Source organism: Zavarzinia aquatilis (genome assembly GCF_003173035.1).
Classification (GTDB): domain Bacteria; phylum Pseudomonadota; class Alphaproteobacteria; order Zavarziniales; family Zavarziniaceae; genus Zavarzinia; species Zavarzinia aquatilis.
On record NZ_QGLE01000006.1, the window covers coordinates 18,414 to 35,927 of the forward strand.

Consider the following 17,514-nt stretch of genomic DNA (forward strand, 5'->3'; position numbering starts at 1 on the left):
CTCAGGCCAGATGCTGGCGGAAGAAGGCCAGCGTGCGCGCGTTGGCGAGATCGGCCGAAGCCTTGTCGTAATGGGCGCCGCCAATGCGGGCGAAGGCATGATCCTGCCCGGCATAGGTGTGGAGCGTGACCAGCGGATTGCCGCCCAGCCCCTCGGCCATTTTCGCCTGCGCTTCCGGCGGCACGAAGCCGTCCTTCTCGGCGATATGCAGCATCAGGGGCGTCTTGATGCCCGGGGCGAGATTCAGCACCTCGTTGATACCGACACCGTAATAGCCGACCGAGGCGTCAATCGGGGTTTCCGCCGCCGTCCGGTAAGCCATGTGACCGCCAAGGCAGTAACCGACGGCGCCAACCTTGCCCGTCGTCCCCGGCAAGCCGGCGGCGACGGCCCGCGTCGCCTCGATATCCGCGATGCCCCTGGCGCGGTCGAAGGCGCCGAACAGCGAGAAGGCCCGGTCCCATTCCGCCTTGGTCTGGTCGGTGATGTCGATGCCCGGCTCGATCCGCCAGAACAGGTCCGGGCAAATGGCGACGAAGCCTTCGCCCGCCAGCCAGTCGCAGACGCCGCGCATGACCGCGTTCACGCCGAAGATTTCCTGGATGACGACGATCGCCGGGGCGGGCGCGCCACCCGCCGGCCGCGCCACATAGGCCGAGAAGCTGCCGCCGTCCGTTGCCGCGATGGTGATGCTCGATGCCGTCATCAGATCCTCCCTGAATTGTGCTGGGATGCTAGCGCCCGAAAGCGTCCTTGTCATGGCATCGCGTCGCGGGGGCATCGCGTCGCGGGGGCATCGCGTCACGGGGGGCATCCCCCCGGTGGGGCATCCCGTCGACAAGTCGGGGCCAAGCCACTAGCATGGCGGCGCATCGGCGGAGGCAGGGCATGGCACGACGGGTCACGGTGGTTGTGGCGGGCATTCTCGCCGCCCTGTCCCTGACGCGCGCCGCGCAGGCGGACGAGACCCCGCTGGTCGACAGCAGCGAGATCCGCGAGCATCTGGCCCCCGGCAGCCCGCCCCTTTATTTCAACAGCGATTCGGCGGATGTGACCTTCGGCGAGGCGGTTTCCCTCGACATTGCCATTGATGGAACAGGATCGGTTACATCGGCCAAGCCGAGCCGGGGCGACGACGAATACTACGAACGCGCCGTGCAACTGGCCATGTCCCTGCATTTCCGCCCGTTCGAGCGCGGCGGCAGGGATGTCGCCGTTACCGGCCCGCTGACCATCCCGATCTTTCCGCGGACACGCCCCCCGGCCGAGCGGCCTTTTCCCAGGGCCAGCGCCGCCGAAACCGAGATTTCCATCCAGCACACCGCCTGTTACGGCACCTGCCCGATCTATACCGTCACCATCGGGGGCGATGGCCGTGTCAGCTATGACGGCGGTTTCAATGTCGCCTTCGCCGGCCGGGTGGAGGAGCGGGTCGACCCCGCCGCCGTCGCCGCCCTGATCGAGCAGTTCCGCGCCGCGCAATTCTTCGGCCTCGAGGATGAATATGCCGCCGAGGTCACGGACCTGCCGTCGACCGTGCTGCGCCTGCGCCTGGGCAAAGCCGAAAAGAAAGTGGTCGATTACGCCGGCCTCTACGACGGGATGCCGCCCACGGTCGTCGCGCTGGAGCGGGCGGTGGAACATCTGGCGCGCAGCGCGCGCTGGGTCTCGGGCGGCGTGGAAATCGTCGACGATCTGAGGGCTGCCGGTTGGGACTTCCAGGCCCCCGCCGCTGCCGGGGCGCTGGCCTGCAGCATCCGCCCGGGGGCAGGACCGCTCGTCGGCGCGCTGCTGGCGCGGGGTGTCGCCCCGACGGGATCCTGCCGCGGTATCTTCGCCCTGACCCTGGCGGCGCAATACAGCGACGGCGACGTGGTCGACCGCCTGCTGGCGGCCGGTGCCCTCGACGCGCCCAGCGGCGACCAGCGCCAGCGCGCCGTGATCGCCGCGGTACGCGGCGGCAAGCCCGACATCCTCGCCGCCATCTTGCGCCGGGGCGGCGACCCCGACGCGCGCGAGCCGGAAGGCGACAGTGCCCTCGCCATCGCGCGGGCGCAGACCGCGCCCGACCAGGTGCCCGACTGGCTCGGGCCGGCCTATCTCGAAGACCTCAAGGCCATCGTCGCTCTGCTCGAAGCGGCGGGCGCGAAACCTTAAGTCTCCGGCACCGCGATGCCCTCATGGGCGAGCAGCCAGCGTTTGACGTCTTCCGAGCCGCCATAGCCGCCGAGCCGGGGGCCGGCGGCGAGCACGCGGTGGCAGGGCACGAGCAGGCCGACCGGGTTGCGGCCGCAGGCCTGACCCACCGCCTGGGCCGCGACGCCGCCGAGGGTGCGGGCGAGGGCGCCATAGGTCTCGAACTGGCCGAAGGGGATGGCGGCGATGCGGCGCCAGACCTTGCGCTGGAACGGCGTGCAGTGCGGCGCGATGGGCAGGTCGAAGTCCCGGCGCCGGCCGGCGAAATAATCCTCCACCTGGCCGAGGGCGAGACGCAGCAGGATGTCGTCCGCCGGGGTATCGTCGCCGCTGGGCGACCAGCCGGCGGCGGTGACCGCGTCGGCGCGCACCGTGACGTGGAACATCCCGATCGGGGTCTGCACGCGGGCTTCGGCCAAGGTCTCGACCTTCCATGGTTGTCTTGCGTCGGCACTGCGCTGATCTAAACTGATCCGGCCCATCGTCGCCATATCCATGGCGGCGACAAGCGGAAGAGGACGCCATGAAGATCAACGTCGAATTCGATATCACCCCGGAGGAGGCCCGTCGCGTCCTCGGCCTGCCCGATCTCGAGCCGATGCAGCAGCGCATTCTGGCCGAACTCGAAGGCCGGATGACCCAATATCTGAATGTCATCGACCCCGAGACCATCTTCAAGCAATGGCTGCCCATGGGCATTCAGGGTGGCCTGCAGGGCTTCGAGAAATTCCAGGACTTCCTGTGGTCCGCCGCCAGCTCGGTGCGGGGCGGCGGCAAGCGCAAGCCCGAGACCAAGGACGAGACGAAGTGAGCGATCGGAGCCTGCCGGGCGATCCCGCGCCCTATTACGAAGCCCATGTCTTCGCCTGTGTGAACGAGCGTCCCGATGTCCATCCCCGCAGCTCCTGCAAGGCGCGCGGGGGTGTTCCTTTACGCAATTACATGAAGGTCCGGGCCGACGAGCTGGGACTCGAGAATGTCCGCATCAATCAGGCCGGCTGCCTCGACCGCTGCGAGCTCGGCCCCGTGCTGGTCATCTATCCCGAAGGCATCTGGTATGCCCCGCGCACGCCCGCCGATATCGACGAAATCCTCGAAATCCATCTGAAGCAGGGTGGGCGGGTGACGCGGCTGATGCTGCCACCCGACCAGAAACTGCCTGCCGCCGAATAAGGTGAGCGAGACCATCTTCGCCCTGGCGTCCGGCCGGGGCCGGGCCGGCGTCGCCGTGATGCGCCTGTCCGGCCCGCTGGCCGGGTCCGCGCTCGACCGGTTGTGCGGCGTGCGGCCCGCCGCCCGCATGGCCCGTCTGGCGCCGCTGCGCGATCCGGAAAATGGCGAGGTCATCGACCGGGCGCTGGTGCTGTGGTTTCCGGCCCCGGCCAGTTTCACCGGCGAGGATGTCGCCGAGCTTCATGTCCATGGCGGGCGCGCCATCGTCACCCGGCTGACCGCCGTGCTGACCGGACTTGGCCTTCGCCCGGCTGGTCCTGGCGAATTCACCCGCCGCGCCTTCGAGGCCGGCAAGCTCGACCTGTCGCAGGCCGAGGCCATCGCCGACCTTGTCGATGCCGAGACCGAGGCCCAGCGCCGCCAGGCCCTGCGCCAGCTCGACGGCGCCATGGGCAGGCTCTACGAGGGCTGGCGCGACCGGCTGAAAGTCCTGCTGGCCCGGCTGGAAGCCTTGATCGACTTTCCCGACGAAGGCCTCGACGATGCCATCGAAGGCGCGGTGCTGGAGGGGGCGGCGGTGCTGCGGGCCGAGATCGCCGCCCATCTCGCCAATGGGCGGCGCGGTGAGCGGTTGCGCGACGGCTTCGAGATCGCCATCACCGGCGCGCCCAATGTCGGCAAGTCCAGCCTGCTGAACCGGCTGTCCGCGTCCGAGGTCGCCATCGTCTCCGATATTCCGGGCACGACACGGGACGTGATCGAGGTTGCCCTCGACCTCGGCGGTTATCGCGTGCTGCTGATCGACACGGCGGGCCTGCGCGAGACCGATGATCCGATCGAGCGGGAAGGGGTGCGCCGCGCCCTGGCCCGGGCGGAGGGCGCCGACCTGCGCCTGCAGGTCATCGTGCCGGGGGATGCGCCGCCGCCCGAATCGCCGGGACGGGAGAGCATCCTCGTCCTCAACAAATGCGATCTCGGCGCCGGGCCGGCCGGCGCCCTGCCGGTCTCGGCCCTGAGCGGGCAGGGGATCGACGGGCTTCTGGCCGCCATCGCCACCCGGGTCGCCGCCCGCCTCGATTCGGCGGAAGCCCCGGCGATCACCCGCGCCCGCCACCGGCTGGCGGTGGAAGAGGCCGTGGCCAGTCTCGACCGTGCCCTGCTGCCCGGTTTCCTGCCGGCGGAATTGCGGGCGGAGGACCTGCGCCTTGCCCTGCGCGCGCTGGGCCGGGTGGTTGGCGCGGTCGATGTCGAAGACCTGCTCGACGTCATCTTCTTCGAGTTCTGCATCGGCAAATGATGTTTCACGTGAAACAGCGGCGCGAAGCCCTGTCGCAAAAACCTCGTTTGACTGTATCGCGCCAGCGCCTAGAGTGCCGGCCATGACCCAATACGACGTGATCGTGATCGGCGGCGGCCATGCCGGCTGCGAGGCTGCGGCAGCCGCGGCGCGCTTTGGCGCGCGCACCCTTCTGCTCACCCATCGCCGGGAAACAATCGGCGAAATGTCCTGCAATCCCGCCATCGGCGGCCTTGCCAAGGGCCATCTGGTGCGGGAGATCGACGCCCTCGACGGCGTCATGGCCCGGGCCATCGACCGGGGCGGCATCCAGTTCCGCGTGCTGAACCAGTCCAAGGGACCGGCGGTGCGCGGCCCGCGCGCCCAGGCCGACCGCAAACTCTATCGCCAGGCGGTGCAGGCCCTGCTGGCAGAACAGCCGGGCCTCGACATTCTCGCCGCCCCGGCGGAAGACCTGATCGTCAATGACGGCCGCATCGTCGGCGTCGTGCTGGCCGACGGGCGGGAGATTTCCTGCGCCGCCGTGGTGCTGACCACCGGCACCTTCCTGCGCGGTCTCATTCACATCGGGGAAGAGAAGATCCCCGCCGGCCGGGTGGGCGAGGCGCCGAGCCTTGGCCTGTCCGCCGCGCTTGCCCGTATCGGCTTCACGCTCGGCCGGCTGAAGACCGGAACCCCGGCCCGGCTTGACGGCCGCACCATCGACTGGGCCAGCCTCGAGATGCAGCAGGGCGACGATCCGCCCCAGCCGTTCTCCTTCCTGACCCAGGCGATCGAGACGCCGCAGATCGCCTGCGGCATCACCTATACCAGCGAGGCCAGCCACGCCCTGATCCGCGCCAACTTGCATCGGGCGCCGATGTATTCCGGCCAGATCGAAAGCGTCGGCCCGCGCTACTGCCCCTCGATCGAGGACAAAGTGGTGCGTTTCGCCGAGAAGGAACGCCACCAGATCTTCCTCGAGCCGGAAGGGCTGGACGACGACACGGTCTACCCCAACGGCATTTCCACCTCGCTGCCGCGCGACGTTCAGGCCGCCTTGCTGACGACCATCCCGGGGCTGGAACGGGCGACCATGCTGCGCCCCGGCTATGCCATCGAATATGATTTCGTCGACCCGCGCGAGCTGACCCACCAGCTGGAGACCCGGCGCTGCCCCGGGCTCTATCTCGCCGGTCAGATCAACGGCACCACAGGTTACGAGGAGGCGGCGGCCCAAGGCCTGATGGCCGGGCTGAACGCCGCCCGCGCGGCCGGGGGCGGGCAGGGGGTCATGCTCGACCGGGCCGATGGCTACATCGGTGTGATGATCGACGACCTGGTGACCAAGGGCACGCGCGAGCCCTACCGCATGTTCACCAGCCGGGCCGAATACCGCCTGCTGCTGCGGGCCGACAATGCCGACCGCCGCCTGACCGACAAGGGCCTTCACTGGGGCTGCGTCGGCACCGCCCGCGCTACCGCCTTCGCCGCCAAGAAGGCTGCCGTCGAGGCCGCGCTAAACCTTGCCCGCGACACCCGCCTGACGCCCAACGAGGCGGCTGCCCTCGGCCTCGCGGTCAATCAGGATGGCCAGCGCCGCTCCATCCTCGACCTGCTGCGCCTGCCCGGCGCCTCGCTCGCCAGCCTGGCCGCCCATTGGCCCTGGCTGGCCGAAATGCCGGCCGATGTCGCCGAGCAGGTCGAGATCGAAGCCCTCTATGCCGGCTATATCGACCGGGTGGAAGCGGATATCCGCGCCTTCCGCCGGGACGAAAATCTGACCCTGCCGGCTGATATCGACTTTGCCGCCATCGGCGGATTGTCGGCGGAAATCCGCCTGAAACTCGACGCCGCCCGACCGCCCACCCTCGGTGCGGCAGCGCGCATATCTGGCGTTACCCCCGCCGCCCTTACGGCCCTGTTGGCCCATGTCCGGAAGCGAGTCGCCTAATATGGCTCTGGAGCGCCCGATGACCGCCGAGGGTTTCGCCGCGGCCGTCCCTGTTTCACGTGAAACATTGCTGCGGCTTGCCGCCTATGGCGACCTTCTGGTGAAGTGGCAGGCGAAGATCAATCTGGTCGGGCCAGCGACGCTGCCCGACCTGTGGCGCCGCCACATGCTCGATTCAGCCCAGCTGTTCAGCCTGCTGCCCGAGGCGCCTGAGGGCCGCAAGCGCCGCCTGATCGACCTTGGCTCCGGTGCCGGCTTCCCGGGTCTCGTCCTCGCCATCATGGGGGCAGGGGATGTTCACCTCGTCGAAAGCGACCAGCGCAAATGCGCCTTCCTGCGCGAGGCGGCCCGCATCACCGGGACCGAGGTCACCATTCACCCCTTGCGCATCGAAACCCTAGCGCCGCTGGACGCGGATGTGGTTACCGCACGGGCACTCGCCCCACTGGCGAAACTGCTCGATTGGGCGGCGCCGCACCGATCTGCCCACACGATTCACATAATCCCCAAGGGCAAGGAGGCCGAGGCCGAATTGACCCAGGCCGCGCAAGGTTCCACACTGGAGGTCGAGCGGGTCCAGAGTCTGACCGACCCGGCCGCCACCATCTTCCGGATTCGGGTGATCGAACATGACTGACGCCAGGCCATCGGATGTGCGTATCATCGCCGTAGCCAACCAGAAGGGCGGCGTCGGCAAGACGACCACCGCGATCAATCTGGGCACCGCCCTGGCCGCCGTCGGGCGCCGGGTGCTGATCCTCGATCTCGATCCTCAGGGCAATGCCTCGACCGGCGTCGGCATCGACCGCGCCGCCCGCGAGATTACCTCCTACGATGCCCTGATGGGCGAGGCGACCCTGGCCGAGGCGCTGGTGGAAACCGCCATTCCCAATCTCTCCCTCGTGCCGTCGACCGTCGATCTGTCGGGGGCGGAGCTGGAACTGGTCGATCAGGAGCGCCGCGCCCACCGCCTCAAGGACGCGCTGGCCGCGCCGGAGATTGCCCGGGTGTTCGATTACGTCCTGATCGACTGCCCGCCGTCGCTGAACCTGCTGACCCTCAACGCCATGGTCGCCGCCGATTCGGTGCTGGTGCCCCTGCAGTGCGAATTCTTCGCCCTCGAAGGCCTCAGCCTGTTGCTGCGCACGGTCGAGCAGGTGCGCGGCAGCCTGAACCCGGGCCTGCAGATCCAGGGCGTCGTGCTGACCATGTATGACAACCGCAACAACCTGTCGGATCAGGTGGCGGCCGATGTCCGGGGCTTCCTCGGCAGCAAGGTCTACAACACGGTCATTCCGCGCAATGTCCGTATCTCGGAAGCGCCCAGCCATGGCCAGCCGGCGCTCGTCTATGATCATCGCTGCGCCGGCAGTCAGGCCTATATCAGGCTGGCCAGCGAATTGCTGCGCCGGGAAGAGCCGCGCGCGGCCTGAATTCTCTCTGAAGGATCGAGTGTCGATGGCTGAGGAAACCCGCAAGAAGGGTTTGGGGCGGGGGCTTTCCGCCCTCATGGGTGAAGTGCGGGACGCGGTGAATGCCGGCACCCCGGCGACCCCGGGCGAGCGGCCGCGGGCCTTACGCGAATTGCCCATCGAACAGGTTCAGCCCAATCCGAACCAGCCACGCAAACGCTTCACCGCCGAGGCGCTGGAAGACCTCGTCGCCTCGATCAGAACCCATGGCATCCTGCAGCCCATCCTGGTGCGCAGGATCGCGGCCGACCGTTACGAGATCATCGCCGGGGAGCGGCGTTGGCGCGCGGCGCAAAGCGCGCAGCTGCATCAGGTGCCGGTGGTCGTGAAGGAATTCACCGATCAGGAAGTGATGGAAGTCGCCCTGGTCGAAAACGTCCAGCGCGCCGACCTGACCGCGATCGAGGAGGCCGCCGGCTATCAGCGGCTGATCGAAGAATTCGGCCATACCCAGGACGTCATCGCCCGCATCATCGGCAAGTCGCGCAGCCATATCGCCAATACCCTGCGCCTGCTGGCCCTGCCGGCGCCGGTGAAGGCGCTGGTCGAACAGGGCTCGCTGTCGGCCGGCCATGCCCGCGCCCTCATCGGCCTGCCCGATGCCGCCGCCCTGGCGAAAAAGGCCGTGGACGAAGGCCTCTCCGTCCGCCAGATCGAAGACTTGGCCAAGAAGGCCAAATCCCCCGCCGCCGGTCCGGGCGGGGCAGGGGGCGGCGCCCCGGCCAAGGACATGGACACGCTGGAGCTGGAAGGCAATCTCGCCGCCGCCATCGGCCTGCCGGTCTCGATCCTGCACAAGGGCGATGCCGGCGGCAGCATCACCATCCGCTACAAGACCCTCGACGAACTCGATCAGATCTGCGGCAAGCTCAGCCGGGTCGAGGATTGAGCCGGCTCTTGCGACGCCGTCGACTCGGCCCCATGATGACGTGAGTGAGACGGCGGGTGGCGAGATGGGCAAGAATTCTCCCCTGATCTCGGAATTCGAGACTGAAGAACAGGAAGCCGGACATACGCGCTGGCTAAAGGCGAAGGTCGCGGCGGCCCTGAGGGATTCCCGGCCGGCCGTGGCTCATGAGGACGTCATGGCCGAAGCCGAAGCCATCGTCGCCACCAGCGAATCCCGCACAGACCGGTAATGCTGCCGGTCGTCTGGCTTGCCGGCGCCAAGGACGACCTGATCCGCATCATCCGCTTCATCGCCGCGGAGAATCCCGCTGCCGCGCGGCGGCTGAAGGACAGGTTGTTCGCCGTCGTCCAGCCCCTCGCGGAGCATCCCCTGATGTACCCGCAGAGCTATCGCCTGCCGGGACTTCGCGAAATCGTCGCCCATCCCAGTTACGCCGTGTTGTACCGCGTAACCGCGAGCCGGGTAGAAATCGTCGCCGTTGTCCATACCAGCAGGCGCTTTCCCTGACCGCCCTCACACCTCGCCGTCGATCCTGGCGTCCTTCATCATGTCGGCGAAACGGCGCATCAGGCGGACGAGGGTGGCGAAATCCTGCCCGTCCCAGCCCTCGAAGCCCCGACGCAGGATACGCTCGCGGGCGCCGTCGATGGCCGCCGTCATGGCTTCTCCCGCCGGGGTGATCAGGCTTTCGCGCACCCGGCGGTCGGCCGCGCCCGCCCGCCGCACGATCAGGCCGAGACTTTCCAGCCGGGCGAGTTGGCGGCTGACGGTCGTATAGTCGCGGCCGACCCGGTCGGCGAGCTCGACCACGCCAATGGGGCCATAGCGCCCGGTCAGCACCAGCAGGGGAAACAGCGCTGGATCAAGGTCGATCCCAGCTTCCCGGATCAGCGTGCGGTCGCGCCGCGGGCCGTTGATCACCGCGACAAGGTCGAGCACCGCATCGTGCAGCACCCGCAGCTGCCCGGAAATATGTGCGTCCTGCATATTTTTTCTCCGCCGCCCTCCGGTCCCGGTATATATGTGCATTATACACATATATTCATGCCGCACGGACCCGATCCATGAAAGCCCTCGTCGTCACCGCCGCCGGCCAGCTCCCGGCTCTGGCCGATTTTCCCGAGCCGGTCGCCGGCCCCGGCGAAGTCCTCGTTCGCGTTGCCGCCACCGCCCTGTGCCCGCTCGCCCGGGTGCGAGCCTCGGGCCAGCATTACAGCGCCGGCGGGACCTATCCGCTGGTCGCGGGGGTCGATGGCACTGGCACGCTGGACGACGGTCGCCCGGTCTATTTCATGCTGCCTCGCGCGCCATTCGGCAGCATGGCGGAAATCGCCCCGGTGGCCGAGGCGCAGGTCGTGCCGCTGCCGGGGGGACTGGACCCGGTGACGGCGGCGGCCATCGCCAACCCCGGCATGTCGTCCTGGGCCGCCCTGACCGAACGTGCCCGCTTCCGGCCCGGCGAAAGCGTGCTGATCAATGGCGCCACCGGCGCGTCCGGCCGGCTGGCGGTACAGATCGCCCGCCACATGGGGGCAAGCCGCATCGTCGCGACCGGTCGCAACCGAGCCGTCCTCGATACGCTCGGTGCGGACGAGACCATCGCCCTCGAAGCGGACAGGGCAGGGCTGCAGGCGCGCTTCATGCCGGTGTTCGCGCGCGGCATCGACATTGTTCTCGACTACCTCTGGGGCCCCAGCGCCGAAGCCCTGATGCTGGCGGGGGCCAAGGCGGGGCCAGCCTCCGTGCCCATCCGCTTCGTCCAGATCGGCACGGCCAGCAGCCTGAGCATCGACTTGCCGGGTGCGATCCTGCGCTCGTCCGCGCTGGAGATCATGGGCAGCGGCATCGGCAGCGTGGCCATGCCACGCCTGATCGCGGCCACGGGGGCGATGCTGCGGGCCGCGGCACCGGCTGGCCTTTCCCTGCCGCACCGGACTGTGCCCCTCGCCGAGGGCGGCGCGGCCTGGGGCTGGCGCGAGACCGAGCGCCTCGTCTTCACGCCCTGACCCGGAAAGACAAAAGGGCGCGAGGGTTGCCCCCCGCGCCCTTTCCGGTATCTGGCGCCAAGCCTTACGAATTCATCGAGTCAAAGAATTCGCCGTTGGTCTTGGTGTGCTTCAGCTTGTCGAGCAGGAATTCGATGGCGTCCACGGGGCCCATCGGCATCAGGATGCGGCGCAGGACCCACATCTTGGACAGGGTGCCCTTGTCGACCAGCAGCTCTTCCTTGCGGGTGCCGGACTTGGTGATGTCGATCGCGGGGAAGGTGCGCTTGTCGGCGATCTTGCGGTCGAGGATGATTTCCGAGTTACCGGTGCCCTTGAACTCTTCGAAGATCACTTCGTCCATGCGACTGCCGGTGTCGATCAGCGCCGTCGCGATGATGGTCAGCGAGCCGCCTTCCTCGATGTTGCGGGCGGCGCCGAAGAAGCGCTTCGGCCGCTGCAGGGCATTGGCGTCCACGCCGCCGGTCAGCACCTTGCCCGACGAGGGCACGACAGTGTTATAGGCGCGGGCGAGGCGGGTGATCGAGTCGAGGAGGATCACGACGTCGCGCTTGTGCTCGACCAGGCGCTTGGCCTTCTCGATCACCATTTCGGCGACCTGGACGTGGCGCACCGCCGGCTCGTCGAAGGTCGAGGAAATGACTTCGCCCTTCACCGACCGGCTCATGTCGGTCACTTCTTCCGGCCGCTCGTCGATGAGGAGGACGATCAGATAGACTTCCGGGTGATTGGCGGTGATGGCATGGGCGACATTCTGCAGCAGCACGGTCTTGCCGGTGCGCGGCGGCGCGACGATCAGCGCGCGCTGGCCCTTGCCAAGGGGAGAGATCAGGTCGATGACCCGGGCCGAGCGATCCTTGACCGTGGGGTCGTTCCGCTCGAGGTTCAGGCGCTCATTGGGATAGAGCGGGGTCAGATTGTCGAAATGGACCTTGTGGCGGATCGCCTCCGGGTCCTCGAAATTGATGGTGTTGACCTTCAGAAGGGCGAAATAACGCTCGCCGTCCTTGGGGGCCCGGATCTGGCCGTCGACCGTGTCGCCGGTGCGCAGGCCAAAGCGGCGGATCTGGCTGGGGCTGACATAGATGTCGTCGGGGCCGGGCAGGTAATTCGCTTCCGGCGAGCGCAGGAAGCCGAAACCGTCCTGCAGGATTTCGAGGACGCCGCCTCCGGTGATCTCAAGATCCCTGTCCGCCAGTTGCTTGAGGATCGCGAACATCATGTCCTGCTTGCGCAGGGTTGAAGCGTTCTCGACCTCGAGTTCCTCGGCATAGGCGAGAAGCTCGGTCGGGGATTTTTCCTTGAGTTCCTGGAGATTCATGGGCTCGACCAACGCAAAGCAGCGTGTATGGGAATTCGGAGGGACGACAGCGCCAGGACAATGTCCAATAGACGGGCCAAGAGGCCAGATGCCGTAACCAGATCCGAGAGGAGAGGAAAGGTCCGAAGGCTACCCCGGTCTGCCCTCGCGGCATTCTGCCACCGGACGGGGCCGGGATCGTGGCCTGAGCGGCCGCGGCCCAGGCCCTCGGATGGCCCGGACAGCCGCACCATGCGCCGCATGGCGCGTGCTGTCAAACGGAAGTTTGCCCGCGCCTCAGAAGGGTTTCAGGACGACGAGCACGACAATCCCGATGAAAAGCAACGTCGGCACCTCGTTCAGCACCCGGTAGAAACGGGCGCCGTGGGGCCGCTCGTCCCGGCCGAAACGGCGCACCTGGCCGACCAGCATCCCGTGAACCCCGGACATCACGAGGACAAGCAGCATCTTGGCGTGGAACCAGCCGCCCGCGCTCCAGGCCTGCGTCGCCACCATCAGCGACAGGCCGAAAATCCAGGTCGCGATCATCGCGGGGTTGATGATCGCCTTCAGCAGGCGCCGTTCCATGACCTTGAAGGTCTCGGAGGCTTCGGAGCCGATGGCCTTGTCGCTGTGATAGACGAACAGACGGGGCAGATAGAACATGCCCGCCATCCAGGCGGTGAAGGACATGATGTGCAGGGCCTTCAGGGCGTTGTAGTGCTCGGCCAGGAACTGCATGGGTTACCTTTCGCTGATGCAGGCACAGCCGGAACGGCTGGCATTACAGATGCGCGCGCCGCCGTCGGGGGCGCAGCGGGCATGGCCGCGCGCGGTCGCGACCAGACGGGCGAGGCCGGCGATGAAGGCCGGCTCGTCACCGACCGCCGGCACCCGGATGTAACGGGATACGCCCGCGTGTTCCGCCAGCTCGCGGTATTCGATGTCGAGTTCGACCAAGGTCTCCGAATGTTCGGAAACGAAGGCGATGGGCACGACGACGAGGGCAAGGCCCGCCTCGCCCGCGCGGCGGATTTCCGCCTCGGTATAGGGCGCGATCCATTCGAGCGGGCCGACCCGGCTCTGATAGGACACCACCCAGTCGAGGTCTTTCCGGCCAAGGGCGGCGACCACGGCCTTCGCCGTCATCTCGACCTGGTCCTGATAGGGATCGCCGGCCTCGACCACTTTCTTCGGCAGGCCATGGGCCGAGAACAGCAGGCGGAAGGGCGTGTCGCCCATGGCGTCCAGCGCCTTGCCGATCAGCAGGCTCTGCGCCTGCACCCAGCCCTGTTCCACGGGATAGCAACAGATGCTGGCGGTCTTCGCCGCGATACCGGCCTTCGCCGCCGCCTTGCGCCATTCGGCGAAGGACGAGGCCGTCGTCGTGGTCGAGAACTGGGGATAGAGCGGCAGCAACACCACCTCATCCGGGGCGAAGTCGGAGACGGCTTTTGCCGTTTCCGCCGCCCGCGGGTGCCAGTAGCGCATGGCGATGAAACAGCGCGTCTCGACCCCGAGACCCAATCCCTCGATCGCCTCGGTCAGGGCCGCCGCCTGTTTCTCGGTCAGTGGCAGGATGGGCGAGCGGCCACCGAGACGGGCGTAAATCTCCTGCGCCGTCTTCTCGCGCCGGCCCGAAATCAGCCGCGCCACCAGCCAGCGCAGGGGCTGCGGCAGGCGGATGATGGCAGGGTCGGAAAACAGGTTGAACAGAAACGGCCGGACGGAGGCCGGCTTGTCCGGCCCGCCCAGATTGAACAGGACGACCGCCAGCCGCTTCGTCATGGCCGCCAGTCCCGGATGATCCGGGCAACCTCGCCGACATGGGCCGGCGGGGTCTCGGGCACGATGCCATGGCCGAGATTGAACACGAAACGCTGCGGGCCGAGGGTGCGCAGGATGGTCTCGGTGCGGCGACGCAGGGCATCGCCCCCGGCGACCAGCAGCAGGGGATCGAGATTGCCCTGCACGATGGCCGTCGGCTGAACGTAATCGCGCACGAAGTCGAGCGGGATGCCGGCGTCGAGACCGACCGCCTCGACCCCCGTCGCCGGGGCAAAGCGCGGCAGCAGGGCACCGATGCCCTTGGCGAAGCCGATCACCGGCACATGGGGAAAACGGGCCTTCAGCGCCGCCCTGATGCGGGCGATGGGGGCAAAGACCCAGCACGCCATCTCGTCCTCGGGCAGGGAGCCGGCCCAGGTGTCGAAAATCTGCAGGGCTTCGGCCCCGGCCTCGACCTGGGCCGCCAGATAGTCGATGGTCGCCTCGGTCACGAGGTCGATCAGCCGGCCAAAGCCTTCCGGGTCGCGGTAAGCCCACAGCCGCGCCGGCTTCTGGTCCGAAGTGCCTTCCCCGGCGACCATATAGGTGGCGACGGTCCAGGGCGCCCCGGCGAAGCCGATCAGGGCGACATCGGACGGCAGACGCTTCGCCAGCAGGCGCACGGTCTCATAGACCGCGCCGACCCGTGTCTCAAAGCCCTCCATGGTCAGGCGGGCGACGCCGGCATCGTCGGTCACGGGATCGAGCCGCGGCCCCTCGCCCTCGACGAAGCGCACGTTCTGGCCAAGACCATGGGGCACGATCAGGATGTCGGAAAACAGGATCGCCGCATCCATGCCGAACCGCTCGATCGGCTGCAGCGTCACCTGGCAGGCCTTCTCGCTGTCGAGGCAGAAGGACACGAAGTCCTTCGTCGTTGCCCGCACCGCGCGATATTCGGGCAGGAAACGGCCGGCCTGGCGCATGAACCAGAAGGGCGGCCTGTCGACGGTTTCACCGTTCAGGGCCTTCAGGAAGCGCTTTTCCGTTACCGACAGGGGCTCAGCCACTTTCAATACCTTTATATAATAAAAGGATTGTAGTTGTAGGTGGATGCCTGTGGATCACGGGGTTCCCCAGGATCGCCCTGATTTGTCCCCAGTCCGCCCGGCGGCCACCGTTCGGGTCCTTTCAGTAGTGGCTAAATCGGTGAGTGTCGAGGGAGGGCAGGGGTTTTTGTTGCGTGAATCGCGTGGATAACTGGAAAGTCGAGATCGCGGCGCCGCGGCTCTTCGGCCCCTGTCCACAGCCCGGCAAAAAACCGTCCTCAAGGGAGTATTCGGTTGAGCGATGAACCCGTCGAAACCGTGAACACCGAAGCCTGGCCGGAAGAGGGCGATTCATCCCCCCTGTCCACACAATCCACAGGCCAGGGCGCCAAGCGGCTGCACCTCTATCTGATCTCGGACGCGACCGGCGAAACCCTGTCCTCGGTCGCCAAGGCGGCGATGTCACAGTTTCCCGATGTCGCGGCCCTGCTCCACGTCAGCTTCATGGTCAGGACGCGGGCGCAGATCGAACGGTCGCTCGACATGGCGGTCTCGACCGGCGGCATCATCCTCTACACGCTGGTCAATGCCGATCTTCGGGAAGCGATGGATTCGGGCGCGCTGTCGCGCCATGTGCCGGCGATCAACGTGCTCGATCCGGTGATCCAGAATCTCGCGGCCTATCTGGGGATGCCGGCGCGCGCCATGCCCGGGCGCCAGCACGCGCTCGACGCCGAATATTTCCGCCGCATCGAGGCGATGAATTTCACCCTCGCCCATGACGACGGCCAGAGCACCCAGGATCTCTACGAGGCGGATGTCATCCTGCTCGGCGTCTCGCGCACCTCGAAGACGCCGACCTCGGTCTATCTCGCCAACCGGGGCATCAAGACCGCGAATATTCCCGTGGTGCCCGGTTGCCCGCTGCCGCCCGAGCTGTTCGAGGTGACGAGCCCCCTCGTGGTCGGCCTGACCACCTCGTCCGACCGGCTGGTGCAGGTGCGCCGTCACCGCCTGCTGCTGCTCGGCCAGAACGCGGCGACCGACTATGTCGACCTCGAGGCGATCAACAAGGAATTGACCGAGGCCCGGCGCCTGTTCGTCAAGCACGGCTGGCCCGTGATCGACGTCTCCCGCCGCTCGATCGAGGAGACCTCGGCCGCCATCCTCAATCTCTATTACGACCGTCTGAACCTGATGTGAGGGCAAGAGACTCTGCCTGCACGAGATCTAGTGCAGGCCGGGATCTTCGTCCGGAGGGGGCGCCGACCGATCAGCGCCGGACCCAGGCGAAGGGCAGGAACACCGGCAGGTCGGCGGCTTCGTCGTCCGGCTCCATATGTTCGGCGCTCGGTACCTTGACGATCCACTCGTCGACGATTTCCAGCCAGGGCTGGCGCAGCAGCCGGTCGGCATCGCTGCGCACCCGGCCGCGCGCCGGGGCGGAGCGGGCGAAATCGACCCGGTAGAGCACGATCGAGGCATCGCGCGCGTCGCGAATCACCGTATAGGGTCCGGCGCCGGTCGCGCCGAAGGCGCGGGCGGTGCGGATCAGCCGGGCCGTATCGTCGCGGTCGAGCCGGATCAGCATGTATTGGGTGATGAACGGCCCGTCGTCGAGCACGGTGATGCGGCAATCGTCCTGATTGGCCAGCAGCACGCAGAAGCGGGTGCCCGCCTTGGCCAGCATCTGGGCCGCCATGGCCGCGGCCGACTTCCGGCCCGAGGCATTGCCCGGAAAGCCGTAATATTCGTAGAACTTGGCCTCGAGCGCGTCGGCGTAATCCTCGCCCCGCTCGAACAGCCGGCGCTCGACATAGCCAAGATCGAGGCCCAGCTCGCGCAGGGCATTGTCGGTCAGCCGCTCGATCTTCACATGGGCGTGGGACAGCAGGGGCGCGCCGCCGGGCGTCGCCCGCTCGCCCAGGATGGCATAGTCGATGGGCAACAGCTTGCGCAGCAGGGCATCGCTTTCCGACGACGACAGGTCGAGCTGCGCCGGCTCGATATCCTCGATCACCACGTCGGAACACAGGGCGCGCAGGTTGGGCGCGGTCACCCGGTTGGATTTCCGCAGGCGGAAATGCTTGATCAGCGTCTCGGGCAGGGGCTCGTCCAGCAGGATCATGAATGCGGTATTCTGGTGCCGCTGCTCGCCGCGCGGCACGGCGCTGCCCGGCACCACCGCGTCGCGCGCCATGAAGGGATAGGGCTTCCGCGCCCGAACGAAGGCGAAGTAGCTTTCGATCAGCGAGTAGTTCAGCAAAAACTCGGTCAGGCGATTGCGCGTGACGACGAAAAGGTCGGCCGGATCGCCGGCCCCGACCGGGCGACGTTCGAGTTCCGAAAATTCACTCATGCCCTGTGCGGCACCCTCTGGCCCCGTTGCAAGGAGCGGAAAATCTCTCCAT

At 67.5% G+C, this 17,514-nt stretch carries 20 protein-coding genes; 12 read left to right on the forward strand and 8 right to left on the reverse strand.

Annotation, left to right across the window (positions count from 1 at the left end):
* Position 1 precedes the first annotated feature (1 nt).
* Positions 2 to 706 (reverse strand): dienelactone hydrolase family protein, encoded by a 705-nt coding sequence (locus DKG74_RS11315; protein ID WP_109905804.1) that lies wholly within the window; start codon positions 704 to 706, stop codon positions 2 to 4.
* Between the two features lie 182 nt (positions 707 to 888).
* Here DKG74_RS11315 and DKG74_RS11320 point away from each other — a divergent pair, with 182 nt between their 5' ends.
* Positions 889 to 2,157, forward strand: a complete 1,269-nt coding sequence (locus DKG74_RS11320) for a DUF6438 domain-containing protein (RefSeq protein WP_133251569.1) — start codon at positions 889 to 891, stop codon at positions 2,155 to 2,157.
* On the opposite strand, the gene DKG74_RS11325 is transcribed toward DKG74_RS11320, so the two are convergent.
* Entirely contained in the window at positions 2,154 to 2,615 is a 462-nt protein-coding gene (locus tag DKG74_RS11325) for a methylated-DNA--[protein]-cysteine S-methyltransferase (RefSeq protein ID WP_165837644.1), read from the reverse strand. The two genes, DKG74_RS11320 and DKG74_RS11325, sit on opposite strands and share 4 nt — an antisense overlap.
* Positions 2,616 to 2,719: 104 nt before the next feature.
* Here DKG74_RS11325 and DKG74_RS11330 point away from each other — a divergent pair, with 104 nt between their 5' ends.
* The 9 genes from DKG74_RS11330 (at position 2,720) to DKG74_RS11370 (ending at position 9,488) form a co-directional block, all read left to right on the forward strand.
* Complete coding sequence (locus tag DKG74_RS11330; RefSeq protein WP_109905810.1) at positions 2,720 to 3,007, forward strand: DUF6489 family protein; 288 nt, start codon at positions 2,720 to 2,722, stop codon at positions 3,005 to 3,007.
* Positions 3,004 to 3,369, forward strand: coding sequence for a (2Fe-2S) ferredoxin domain-containing protein (locus tag DKG74_RS11335; protein ID WP_109905812.1), 366 nt, complete (start codon positions 3,004 to 3,006; stop codon positions 3,367 to 3,369). Before DKG74_RS11330 ends, DKG74_RS11335 begins: the two co-directional genes overlap by 4 nt.
* A gap of 1 nt (position 3,370) precedes the next feature.
* Positions 3,371 to 4,666 (forward strand): tRNA uridine-5-carboxymethylaminomethyl(34) synthesis GTPase MnmE, encoded by a 1,296-nt coding sequence (gene mnmE / locus DKG74_RS11340; protein ID WP_109905814.1) that lies wholly within the window; start codon positions 3,371 to 3,373, stop codon positions 4,664 to 4,666.
* Positions 4,667 to 4,748: 82 nt separating this feature from the next.
* A complete protein-coding gene (gene mnmG / locus DKG74_RS11345; protein ID WP_109906274.1) occupies positions 4,749 to 6,599 on the forward strand; it encodes a tRNA uridine-5-carboxymethylaminomethyl(34) synthesis enzyme MnmG in 1,851 nt (616 codons plus the stop codon).
* Positions 6,600 to 6,618: 19 nt separating this feature from the next.
* Positions 6,619 to 7,236, forward strand: a complete 618-nt coding sequence (gene rsmG / locus DKG74_RS11350; RefSeq protein WP_109906276.1) for a 16S rRNA (guanine(527)-N(7))-methyltransferase RsmG — start codon at positions 6,619 to 6,621, stop codon at positions 7,234 to 7,236.
* Entirely contained in the window at positions 7,229 to 8,032 is an 804-nt protein-coding gene (locus tag DKG74_RS11355; protein WP_109905816.1) for a ParA family protein, read from the forward strand. The genes rsmG and DKG74_RS11355 overlap by 8 nt, the downstream gene beginning before the upstream one ends.
* Before the next feature lie 25 nt (positions 8,033 to 8,057).
* Complete coding sequence (locus DKG74_RS11360; RefSeq protein ID WP_109905818.1) at positions 8,058 to 8,960, forward strand: ParB/RepB/Spo0J family partition protein; 903 nt, start codon at positions 8,058 to 8,060, stop codon at positions 8,958 to 8,960.
* Positions 8,961 to 9,000: 40 nt separating this feature from the next.
* The gene (gene relB / locus DKG74_RS11365; RefSeq protein ID WP_243404102.1) at positions 9,001 to 9,210 is read left to right on the forward strand and encodes a type II toxin-antitoxin system RelB family antitoxin; all 210 of its coding nucleotides are present in this window, start codon (positions 9,001 to 9,003) and stop codon (positions 9,208 to 9,210) included.
* Complete coding sequence (locus DKG74_RS11370) at positions 9,210 to 9,488, forward strand: type II toxin-antitoxin system RelE/ParE family toxin (protein WP_109905830.1); 279 nt, start codon at positions 9,210 to 9,212, stop codon at positions 9,486 to 9,488. Before relB ends, DKG74_RS11370 begins: the two co-directional genes overlap by 1 nt.
* Before the next feature lie 6 nt (positions 9,489 to 9,494).
* Here DKG74_RS11370 and DKG74_RS11375 read toward each other — a convergent pair whose 3' ends face one another.
* Positions 9,495 to 9,968, reverse strand: coding sequence for a MarR family winged helix-turn-helix transcriptional regulator (locus tag DKG74_RS11375; protein WP_243404103.1), 474 nt, complete (start codon positions 9,966 to 9,968; stop codon positions 9,495 to 9,497).
* A gap of 77 nt (positions 9,969 to 10,045) precedes the next feature.
* Here DKG74_RS11375 and DKG74_RS11380 point away from each other — a divergent pair, with 77 nt between their 5' ends.
* Positions 10,046 to 10,987 (forward strand): quinone oxidoreductase family protein, encoded by a 942-nt coding sequence (locus DKG74_RS11380; RefSeq protein ID WP_109905834.1) that lies wholly within the window; start codon positions 10,046 to 10,048, stop codon positions 10,985 to 10,987.
* A gap of 64 nt (positions 10,988 to 11,051) precedes the next feature.
* Here DKG74_RS11380 and rho read toward each other — a convergent pair whose 3' ends face one another.
* The 4 genes from rho to hemE form a co-directional block, all read right to left on the reverse strand.
* Positions 11,052 to 12,308 carry a transcription termination factor Rho gene (gene rho / locus DKG74_RS11385; protein WP_109905836.1) on the reverse strand — a complete coding sequence of 419 codons (1,257 nt, stop codon included), beginning with the start codon at positions 12,306 to 12,308 and terminating at the stop codon, positions 11,052 to 11,054.
* 276 nt (positions 12,309 to 12,584) lie between these two features.
* Positions 12,585 to 13,028 (reverse strand): protoporphyrinogen oxidase HemJ, encoded by a 444-nt coding sequence (gene hemJ / locus DKG74_RS11390; RefSeq protein ID WP_109905838.1) that lies wholly within the window; start codon positions 13,026 to 13,028, stop codon positions 12,585 to 12,587.
* Between the two features lie 3 nt (positions 13,029 to 13,031).
* A complete protein-coding gene (hemH, locus tag DKG74_RS11395) occupies positions 13,032 to 14,075 on the reverse strand; it encodes a ferrochelatase (protein WP_109905840.1) in 1,044 nt (347 codons plus the stop codon).
* Positions 14,072 to 15,124 carry a uroporphyrinogen decarboxylase gene (gene hemE / locus DKG74_RS11400; protein ID WP_207779331.1) on the reverse strand — a complete coding sequence of 351 codons (1,053 nt, stop codon included), beginning with the start codon at positions 15,122 to 15,124 and terminating at the stop codon, positions 14,072 to 14,074. The genes hemH and hemE overlap by 4 nt, the downstream gene beginning before the upstream one ends.
* 273 nt (positions 15,125 to 15,397) lie before the next feature.
* Between hemE and DKG74_RS11405 the strand changes: the two genes are divergently transcribed.
* Positions 15,398 to 16,306 (forward strand): pyruvate, water dikinase regulatory protein, encoded by a 909-nt coding sequence (locus DKG74_RS11405; protein ID WP_243404104.1) that lies wholly within the window; start codon positions 15,398 to 15,400, stop codon positions 16,304 to 16,306.
* A gap of 70 nt (positions 16,307 to 16,376) precedes the next feature.
* On the opposite strand, the gene DKG74_RS11410 is transcribed toward DKG74_RS11405, so the two are convergent.
* Positions 16,377 to 17,462, reverse strand: coding sequence for a hypothetical protein (locus DKG74_RS11410; RefSeq protein ID WP_109905842.1), 1,086 nt, complete (start codon positions 17,460 to 17,462; stop codon positions 16,377 to 16,379).
* Positions 17,463 to 17,514 lie beyond the last annotated feature (52 nt).

What these genes read in the sequence shown, in the direction of transcription:
- DKG74_RS11315 (WP_109905804.1), bottom strand. Translation starts at nt 706, where the DNA reads ATGACGGCATCGAGCATCACCATCGCGGCAACGGACGGCGGCAGCTTC.
- DKG74_RS11320 (WP_133251569.1), top strand. Translation starts at nt 889, where the DNA reads ATGGCACGACGGGTCACGGTGGTTGTGGCGGGCATTCTCGCCGCCCTG.
- DKG74_RS11330 (WP_109905810.1), top strand. Translation starts at nt 2,720, where the DNA reads ATGAAGATCAACGTCGAATTCGATATCACCCCGGAGGAGGCCCGTCGC.
- mnmG (WP_109906274.1), top strand. Translation starts at nt 4,749, where the DNA reads ATGACCCAATACGACGTGATCGTGATCGGCGGCGGCCATGCCGGCTGC.
- rsmG (WP_109906276.1), top strand. Translation starts at nt 6,619, where the DNA reads ATGACCGCCGAGGGTTTCGCCGCGGCCGTCCCTGTTTCACGTGAAACA.
- DKG74_RS11355 (WP_109905816.1), top strand. Translation starts at nt 7,229, where the DNA reads ATGACTGACGCCAGGCCATCGGATGTGCGTATCATCGCCGTAGCCAAC.
- DKG74_RS11360 (WP_109905818.1), top strand. Translation starts at nt 8,058, where the DNA reads ATGGCTGAGGAAACCCGCAAGAAGGGTTTGGGGCGGGGGCTTTCCGCC.
- DKG74_RS11370 (WP_109905830.1), top strand. Translation starts at nt 9,210, where the DNA reads ATGCTGCCGGTCGTCTGGCTTGCCGGCGCCAAGGACGACCTGATCCGC.
- DKG74_RS11375 (WP_243404103.1), bottom strand. Translation starts at nt 9,968, where the DNA reads ATGCAGGACGCACATATTTCCGGGCAGCTGCGGGTGCTGCACGATGCG.
- DKG74_RS11380 (WP_109905834.1), top strand. Translation starts at nt 10,046, where the DNA reads ATGAAAGCCCTCGTCGTCACCGCCGCCGGCCAGCTCCCGGCTCTGGCC.
- rho (WP_109905836.1), bottom strand. Translation starts at nt 12,308, where the DNA reads ATGAATCTCCAGGAACTCAAGGAAAAATCCCCGACCGAGCTTCTCGCC.
- hemJ (WP_109905838.1), bottom strand. Translation starts at nt 13,028, where the DNA reads ATGCAGTTCCTGGCCGAGCACTACAACGCCCTGAAGGCCCTGCACATC.
- hemH (WP_109905840.1), bottom strand. Translation starts at nt 14,075, where the DNA reads ATGACGAAGCGGCTGGCGGTCGTCCTGTTCAATCTGGGCGGGCCGGAC.
- DKG74_RS11410 (WP_109905842.1), bottom strand. Translation starts at nt 17,462, where the DNA reads ATGAGTGAATTTTCGGAACTCGAACGTCGCCCGGTCGGGGCCGGCGAT.